The 8,180-nt window shown below is 75.9% G+C and carries 6 protein-coding genes; all 6 read left to right on the top strand.

Translation table 11 applies throughout. The annotated features are described in order from the left end of the window. A partial coding sequence (locus tag ACYC1Z_RS12840) for a UDP-N-acetylmuramoyl-tripeptide--D-alanyl-D-alanine ligase (protein WP_461409916.1) occupies window positions 1-1,418 on the top strand: 1,418 nt, incomplete at its 5' end. Then, window positions 1,418-2,503 (top strand): phospho-N-acetylmuramoyl-pentapeptide-transferase, encoded by a 1,086-nt coding sequence (mraY, locus tag ACYC1Z_RS12835; protein ID WP_461409915.1) that lies wholly within the window; start codon window positions 1,418-1,420, stop codon window positions 2,501-2,503. The genes ACYC1Z_RS12840 and mraY, both read left to right, overlap by 1 nt. Then, window positions 2,500-3,984 carry a UDP-N-acetylmuramoyl-L-alanine--D-glutamate ligase gene (gene murD, locus ACYC1Z_RS12830; RefSeq protein ID WP_461409914.1) on the top strand — a complete coding sequence of 495 codons (1,485 nt, stop codon included), beginning with the start codon at window positions 2,500-2,502 and terminating at the stop codon, window positions 3,982-3,984. Before mraY ends, murD begins: the two co-directional genes overlap by 4 nt. Then, window positions 3,981-5,246 carry a peptidoglycan glycosyltransferase FtsW gene (locus ACYC1Z_RS12825; RefSeq protein ID WP_461409913.1) on the top strand — a complete coding sequence of 422 codons (1,266 nt, stop codon included), beginning with the start codon at window positions 3,981-3,983 and terminating at the stop codon, window positions 5,244-5,246. The genes murD and ACYC1Z_RS12825 overlap by 4 nt, the downstream gene beginning before the upstream one ends. Further along, a complete protein-coding gene (murG, locus tag ACYC1Z_RS12820) occupies window positions 5,239-6,375 on the top strand; it encodes an undecaprenyldiphospho-muramoylpentapeptide beta-N-acetylglucosaminyltransferase (RefSeq protein WP_461409912.1) in 1,137 nt (378 codons plus the stop codon). The genes ACYC1Z_RS12825 and murG overlap by 8 nt, the downstream gene beginning before the upstream one ends. Window positions 6,376-6,410: 35 nt before the next feature. Continuing rightward, on the top strand, window positions 6,411-7,775 hold the full coding sequence (gene murC, locus ACYC1Z_RS12815; protein WP_461409917.1) for a UDP-N-acetylmuramate--L-alanine ligase: 1,365 nt from the start codon (window positions 6,411-6,413) through the stop codon (window positions 7,773-7,775). Window positions 7,776-8,180 lie beyond the last annotated feature (405 nt).

The raw sequence follows: 8,180 nt of genomic DNA, 5'->3' as shown, positions 1-8,180 counted from the left end.
TCACGCTCGACGACGTCGCCGCCGTCACCGGCGGACGGCGGGCCGACCACCGCGGCGCCCAGCAGCACGCCGTCGACGGGCCCGTCGTCACCGACTCGCACGACGTCGTCCCGGGCGCCCTGTTCGTCGCCTTCGCCGGCGAGCACGTCGACGGCCACCGGTTCGTGGCCGCCGCGCTGGCCGGCGGCGCCGCGGCGGCGCTGGTCACCGACGCCGAGCAGGTGCTGGCGGCCGGCGCCGACCCGGGCCGGGTCGTCGTCGTCGACGACGTCGCGGCGGCCCTGGGCGACCTCGCCCGGCACCACCTCGCCGCCCTGCGCGCCGCGCGCACCACCGGCAACCTCCTGCGTGTCATCGCGATCACCGGCTCCTACGGCAAGACGACCACCAAGGACCTCCTGGGCCACCTCCTCGCGTCCCTGGGCGAGGTCGTCGCCCCGCCCGGGTCCTTCAACAACGAGATCGGCCTGCCGCTGACCGTCCTGCGGGCGACGCCCGACACGCAGTACCTCGTGCTGGAGATGGGCGCCGACCGGGTCGGCAACCTCACCTACCTCACCTCGATCGCCCCGCCCGACATCGCCGTCGTCCTGGCCGTCGGCCGCGCGCACCTCGGGGAGTTCGGCGGCATCGAGAACGTCGCGCGGGCGAAGTCCGAGCTCGTCGCGGGACTGCTGCCCGGCGGCACCGCCGTGCTCAACGCCGACGACGCGCGCGTCGCCGCGATGGCCACGCTCGCCCGCGGGCCGGTCGTCACCTTCGGCCGCGAGCCGGACGCCGACGTGCGCGCCACGGACCTCGCCCTCGACGGCGCCGGCAGAGCCCGCTTCACGCTCGTCGGCGCCGCGGCGCTCCACGAGGTCCGGCTGGCGCTGGTGGGGGAGCACCAGGTCGCGAACGCGCTCGCCGCCGCCGTCGTCGCGCTCGAGTGCGGGATCGGGATCGAGGGCGTCGCCGCGGGGCTCGGGCAGGCGGGCGCCACCAGCCCGCACCGCATGGCCGTGACCGACCGGGACGACGGCGTACGGGTCGTCGACGACGCCTACAACGCCAACCCCGACTCGATGCGGGCCGGGCTGCGGGCCCTCGTGACCCTGGCCGGGCCGCGCCGTCGCATCGCCGTGCTGGGCGAGATGCTCGAGCTCGGGGCGGACTCGGCCGCCGAGCACGCCGCCGTCGGCACCGAGGCGGCGACGCTCGGTATCGACGTCCTCCTCACCGTCGGCCCCGGCACCGGCCCGCTCGCCGATGCCGCCCGCCGGGCCGGGACCACCACCGAGGTCGTCGAGGTGGCGGACCTCGCCGCCGCCGAGCGCCACCTCGCCGGCCTGCGACCCGGCGACGTCGTCCTGCTCAAGGGCTCCCACGGCACCGACCTGTGGCGCCTCGCCGAGCGGCTGGCCGGGAGGAACCCCTGATGATGGCGGTGCTGATCGCGGCCGCGGTCGCGCTCGTGCTCGCGATGGCGGGGACGCCCCTGTTCATCCGGCTGCTGGTGAAGAAGAACTACGGACAGTTCATCCGCGAGGACGGTCCCACCGCCCACTTCACCAAGCGCGGCACCCCCACCATGGGCGGCGTGGTCATCATCGCCGCCACCGTGCTGGGCTACGCCGTCGGCAACCTGTTGACCGGGCGCACCCCCAACATCTCCGGGCTGCTGCTGCTGCTGCTCATGGTGGGCCTGGGCGTCATCGGCTTCCTCGACGACTACATCAAGATCTCGCGCGAACGCTCCCTCGGGCTCAACCCCAAGGGCAAGATCGTCGGGCAGGCCGCGATCGGCATCACCTTCTCCGTGCTGGCGCTGCAGTTCCCGAACGAGAACTTCCGCACCCCCGCCGCCACCGAGATCTCCTTCATCCGCGACACCGGGATCGACCTCGCCTGGGCGGGGGCGGGCATCGGCATCGTGCTGTTCGTGCTGTGGGCCAACTTCCTCATCACCGCCTGGTCGAACGCCGTCAACCTCACCGACGGGCTCGACGGGCTGGCCACCGGAGCGTCCATGCTCGTCTTCGGCGCCTACACCGTCATCACCATCTGGCAGTCGAACCAGTCCTGTCAGGTACTGGTCGACCCCGGCCCCGAGTGCTACGAGGTCCGTGACCCCCGCGACCTCGCGATCGTCACCGCGGCCATCGTCGGTGCCTGCTTCGGCTTCCTGTGGTGGAACACCTCCCCGGCCCAGATCTTCATGGGCGACACCGGCTCCCTCGCCCTCGGTGGGGCCCTGGCCGGGCTCTCGATCCTCACCCGGACCGAGGTCCTCGCGGCCATCCTCGGCGGGCTGTTCGTCATCATCGTCATGAGCGACGTCATCCAGATCGGCTTCTTCAAGGCCACCGGGCGGCGCGTGTTCCGCATGGCACCGCTGCACCACCACTTCGAGCTCAAGGGGTGGGGCGAGGTCACCATCGTGGTGCGCTTCTGGATCATCGCCGCCCTCTTCGCCGCGGCCGGCATCGGCCTGTTCTACGCCGAGTGGGTGTCGGTGTCATGAGCCGGCCCACCGACCTCAAGGGCGCCCGGGTCGCCGTCGTCGGCCTCGGTACCTCCGGCCGGGCCGCGCTCGAGGCCCTCGGCCGCACCGGCGCCCGGCTCACCGGCTACGACGCCTCGGCCGACGCCGTCGACCGGGCCCGCGAGGGCGTCGAGGTGCCTGCCGACGTCGCCCTGCGGGCGGTGGCCGACCCGGCCGGTCTCGCCGACCAGGTGCTGGCGGGGCGGCCCGACGTCGTGGTCGTGTCCCCGGGGATCCCCGCCGTCTCGCCGCTGCACGTGCGCGCCGGCGCGGCCGGCGTGACCACCTGGAGCGAGGTCGAGCTCGCCTGGCGGCTGCGCACCCCGCGCGCCGACGGGACCTTCGCCCCGTGGCTCACGCTGACCGGCACCAACGGCAAGACGACCACGGTGGGCATGCTCGCCTCGATCCTCACGGCGGCGGGGGAGCGGGCGGTGGCCGTCGGCAACGTCGGCACCCCCATCGTGCGCGTGGCCACCGCCACCGGCGCCGACGCCCCCGACGTGCTCGCCGTGGAGCTGTCCAGCTTCCAGCTCCACGCCACCCGCACGGTCAGCGCCGAGGCGGCCGCCTGCCTCAACCTCGCCCCGGACCACATCGACTGGCACGGCTCGTTCCAGGCGTACCGAGACGCCAAGGCGAGGGTGTTCGCCCGCACCCGGGTCGCGTGCGTGTACAACGAGGCCGACCCCGCCACGCGGGCCATGGTCGAGGACGCCGACGTCCTCGACGGCGCCCGCGCCGTCGGGTTCACCCTCGCCACCCCCGCCGTCGGCCAGCTCGGCCTGGTCGAGGACTACCTGGTCGACCGCGCCTTCCCCCCCGACCGTCACCGCGACGCCACCGAGCTCGCCACCCTGGACGACCTCGCCCACCTCGCCCCGGCCGGCGGGGTGGTCCCCGCCCACGTCGTCGCGAACGCCCTCGCGGCCGCCGCCCTGGCCCGGGCGCACGGCGTGGCGCCGGAGCACGTGCGGCAGGGACTGCGGGACTTCCCGGCCGGGACGCACCGCATCGAACGGGTCGCCACGGTCGACGGCGTCGCGTACCTGGACGATTCCAAGGCCACCAACGCCCACGCCGCCGCGGCGTCCCTGGGCTCCGTGCCCGCCGGCACGTGCGTGTGGATCGCCGGTGGGCTCGCCAAGGGCGCCACGTTCGACGACCTCGTCCGTGCGCACCGGGACCGGCTGCGCGGCGTCGTCCTCATCGGCCTCGACCGCACGCCGCTGCGCTCCGCGCTGGCGCGACACGCGGGCGACGTCCCGGTGATCGAGGTGGACGCCGACGATGATCAGGTCATGGCGGCAGCCGTCGCGCACGCGGCCCGGCTCGCTCGTCCCGGCGACACCGTGCTGCTGGCCCCGGCCTCCGCGTCGATGGACCAGTTCAGCAGCTACGCCGCCCGGGGCGAGGCGTTCGCCCGTGCGGCACGGGAGCTGGAGGGGGGGCACGGATGACCACGCTCGACCGGTCGACACGCGCTCCCGCCGCGCACGCCCCCGCACGGGCGACCCGCGCCGCGCGCGCTCCCCGGCAGGAGATCGGCGCCCTCAGCTACTACCTCGTCGCGGGTGCGGCACTGCTGCTCGTGGCGATCGGCGTGGTGATGGTGCTCTCCGCCTCGACCATCACGTCGATCCGTGAGACCGGGAACCCCTACGCCGCGTTCCTCGGCCAGCTCAGGTTCGTCCTCATCGGGCTCCCGCTGGCCGTCCTGGCCTCCCGCATCCCGGTGGTCTGGTACCGCCGGCTCGCCTGGCCGGCCTTCCTCGCCACGCTCGGGGCGCAGCTGCTGATCTTCACGCCGCTGGCGCGCAGCCAGGGCGGCAACGTGAACTGGATCTACCTGCCCGGCCTCGGGCAGACCGTCCAGCCCTCGGAGTTCCTCAAGCTCGGCCTGGCCCTGTGGCTGGGCCTGGTGCTGGCCCGGAAGGGCCGCCTGCTGGCCACCGACTGGAAGCACGCCCTCCTGCCGGGCGTGCTCGGCGCCGGCGCCGCGATCGCGCTGGTGCTCGCCGGGCACGACCTCGGGACGGTGCTGGTCATGGTGGCGTTGGTGGCCGGGGCGTACTTCGTCGCCGGCCTGCCACTGCGCTGGTACGGCGCGGCCGGCGTCCTCGGGGCCGGTGCGGCCGCGTTCATGGTCGTCATCTCCCCGTCCCGCACCACCCGTGTGCTGACGTTCCTCGGCCTGGTCGAGTCCGACCCCACCGGCTCCGGGTTCCAGACGCAGCACGGCCTGTGGGGGCTCGGCACCGGCGGCATCTCCGGCGTCGGTCTGGGCGCCTCGCGGGAGAAGTGGTCTTACCTGCCCGAGGCGCACAACGACTTCATCTACGCGATCATCGGGGAGGAGCTCGGCCTGCTCGGCACGCTCCTCGTGCTCTGCCTCTTCGGCGTCCTCGCATTCGGCATGTTCCGCATCGTGCGCCGGCACAAGGACAACTGCGCCCGCATCACGACGACGGCGATCGCCACCTGGATCCTGTGCCAGGCCATGGTGAACATCGGCGTGGTCATCGGACTCGTGCCGGTCATCGGCGTGCCGCTGCCGCTCGTCTCCGCCGGTGGCTCGGCCATGATCTCCACCCTCATCGCCATCGGCGTCGTGCTGGCGTTCGCCCGCACGGAGCCCGGTGCGGCGGCCGCCCTGGCGGCCCGCCGCGGCGTCGTGGCCCGCTCCCTCGCCGTCGTCGGCTCCCGGGTGCGCCGTGGCTGAGGGACCCGTCCGTGCCCTGCTCGCCGGCGGCGGCACCGCCGGGCACGTCAACCCGCTGCTGGCGACGGCCGCCGAACTGGCCCGTCGCCCGGGCGGGGCCGAGATCACCGTGCTCGGCACCGTCGCGGGGCTCGAGCACACCCTCGTCCCCGAGGCCGGGTACCCGCTGCGGATCGTCCCGCGCGTCCCGCTGCCGCGCCGACCCTCGCCCGCCCTCCTGGCCCTGCCGGCCCGGCTGCGTGCGGCGGTGCGCGCCGCCGAGGCCGCCATCGTCGAGACCCGCGCCGAGGTCGTCGTCGGCTTCGGCGGCTACGTCGCGACCCCCGCATACCTCGCCGCGCGACGGCGGGGCGTGCCCGTCGTGGTGCACGAGCAGAACGCCCGCCCCGGCTTGGCCAACCGGCTCGGCGCCCGGTGGGCCGCCGCCGTCGCCCTCACGTTCGCCTCCACCCCGCTGCGGGCCGTGCGGGGCCGTACCGAGGTCACCGGGCTCCCGCTGCGGCCCGCGGTCGCCGCGCTCGTCGCCGACCCGAGGCCGCCCGCCGAGCGCCGCACCGCCGGTGCCCGTGAGCTCGGCCTCGACCCGGACCTGCCGACCTTGCTCGTCACCGGTGGCTCCCTGGGGGCGCAACGGCTGAACGAGGCCGTCGCCGCCGCGGCCCCGGCGCTGACCGCCGGCTCCCAGGTGCTGCACCTGACCGGCAGGGGCAAGGCGGACGCGGTTCGCGCTGCCCTCGGGCCACGTTCCGCGCCGCGTTACCAGGTGCGCGAGTACCTCGGCGCGATGGAACTCGCCTACGCCTGCGCGGACCTGGTCCTGTGCCGCTCGGGGGCGGGGACGGTCGCCGAGCTCGCGGCTCTGGGGCTGCCGGCGGTGTACGTCCCCCTGCCCGTGGGCAACGGCGAACAGCGGCTCAACGCGGCCGACGTCGTCGCGGCCGGCGGCGGGATCCTCGTCGACGACACCGCCCTCGACGCGACCTGGGTCGCCGAGCACGTCGCCCCGCTGCTGCACGACCGTGGCGAGCTCGCCCGCATGGGCGCGGCGGCCGCCGGGTCCGGCCCGGGGGACGGCGCCGCCCGGCTCGCCGACCTGGTCCTGTCCGCGGCCGGGCGGGGGCGGCCGTGACCCGCTTCCACCTCATCGGCATCGGCGGGGCCGGGATGTCCGTCGTCGCCGAGCTGCTCCTCGCTCGCGGCCATGACGTCTCCGGCTCGGACCAGCGCGACTCCGCGACCCTGGACCACCTGCGTCACCTCGGGGTGCCGGCGTTCGTCGGCCACGACGCCGCGCACGTCCCGGACGGGGCGACCGTGGTGGTCTCGACCGCCGTGCGCGCGACCAACCCCGAGCTCGCCGTCGCCCGGGAGCGCGGCCTGCCGGTGCTGCACCGTTCCCAGGCGCTCGCCCTCGCCGCCCAGGGGCGCGACTTCGTGGCGGTGGCCGGCGCGCACGGCAAGACGTCCACCTCGGCGATGCTCGCCGTCGCCCTGCGGGCCGCCGGCCAGGACCCCTCCTACGCCATCGGTGGCACACTCCTCGGCCTGGGTGCGGGCGCGCACCTAGGCGAAGGACCCGTGCTCGTGGCCGAGGCGGACGAGTCCGACGGGTCGTTCCTCAACTACGCGCCCCGGGTCGCCGTCGTCACGAACGTCGAGCCGGACCACCTGGACCACTACGGCTCCGTGGCCGCGTTCCACCGGGCGTTCGACGAGTTCGCCGAGCGCATCCTCCCGGGCGGGCTGCTGGTCGCGTGCGCCGACGACCCCGGCGCGTTCGCGCTGGCCCGGCGTACCGCCGACCGCGGCACCCGGGTCGTGACCTACGGCGTCGGGCCGTCGCCGGAGGTGGGGGAGGCGCACGCCCGCGTCGGCGACGCCCTGCTCACCGCGCACCGGTCCTTCACCCAGCTGCGCCGGACCGGGCACCGGGCGGACGGCGCGCCCGCCAACGTCGCCGTGCCCCTGGCGATCGAGGTCGGCGGCGAGCACATGCTCCTCAACGCGGCGGGTGCCTGGTGCGCCGGCGTGGAGCTCGGCGTGGCCCCGGCCGCGATGGCTCGCGCCCTCAGCGCCTTCTCGGGCACCGGACGCCGGTTCGAGGTGCGCGGCACCGCCGGTGGCGTGCGCGTCGTCGACGACTACGCCCACCACCCCACCGAGGTCGCCGCCACGTTGCGGGCGGCCCGGCTCGCCGCCGGCGACGGACGCGTGATCGTGCTCTTTCAGCCCCACCTGTACTCCCGCACACAGACCTTCGCAGGTGCCTTCGCGCGGGCGCTGGCCGGCGCCGACCTGGTGGTCGTCACCGACGTCTACGCCGCCCGGGAGGACCCCGTGCCCGGCGTGGACGGCTCGCTCATCACCGACGCGATGCCCGAGCGGGGCCGCTACGTGGCGGACCGGAGGGCCGCGGCGGAGACCGTGGCCGACCTCGCCCGGCCGGGCGACCTCGTGCTCACCGTGGGCGCCGGGGACGTCACCGAGCTCGGCCCGGTGATCCTGCAGCGACTGGGGGCACCGGCGTGAAGCCGCCCGCCGCGCCCCGGCAGCCACGCGCCGTCACCCGGTCCGAACGGCCCCACCCGGCCACCCCACGCGCCCCGGCCCAGGCGTCCGCCGCCGCACCGCGGGCGACCAGGTCGGCCCGGGGGGCCGAGCCGGCGCGTGCGGCCGGACCGGCCCGGGGGGCCGAGCCGGCGCGTGCGGCCGGACCGGCCCGGGGGGCCGAGCCGGCGCGTGCGGCCGGACCGGCCCGGGGGGCCGAGCCGGCCCGCCCGGCTGGTCCGGCACGTTCGACGGCCTTGTCCCGACCCGCCGAGCCCCCTGCCGCTCGCGCCGTCGCGCGGGCACCGCGGGCGGTACCAGCACGACCCGCTGCCCGGTCCGCCGTGAGCACCGTCAGCACCCGCCTGGCGGCCCGGCACGCCGAGC

Source organism: Georgenia sp. (assembly GCF_054605595.1).
This window is presented reverse-complemented; position numbering and strand designations above follow the sequence as displayed.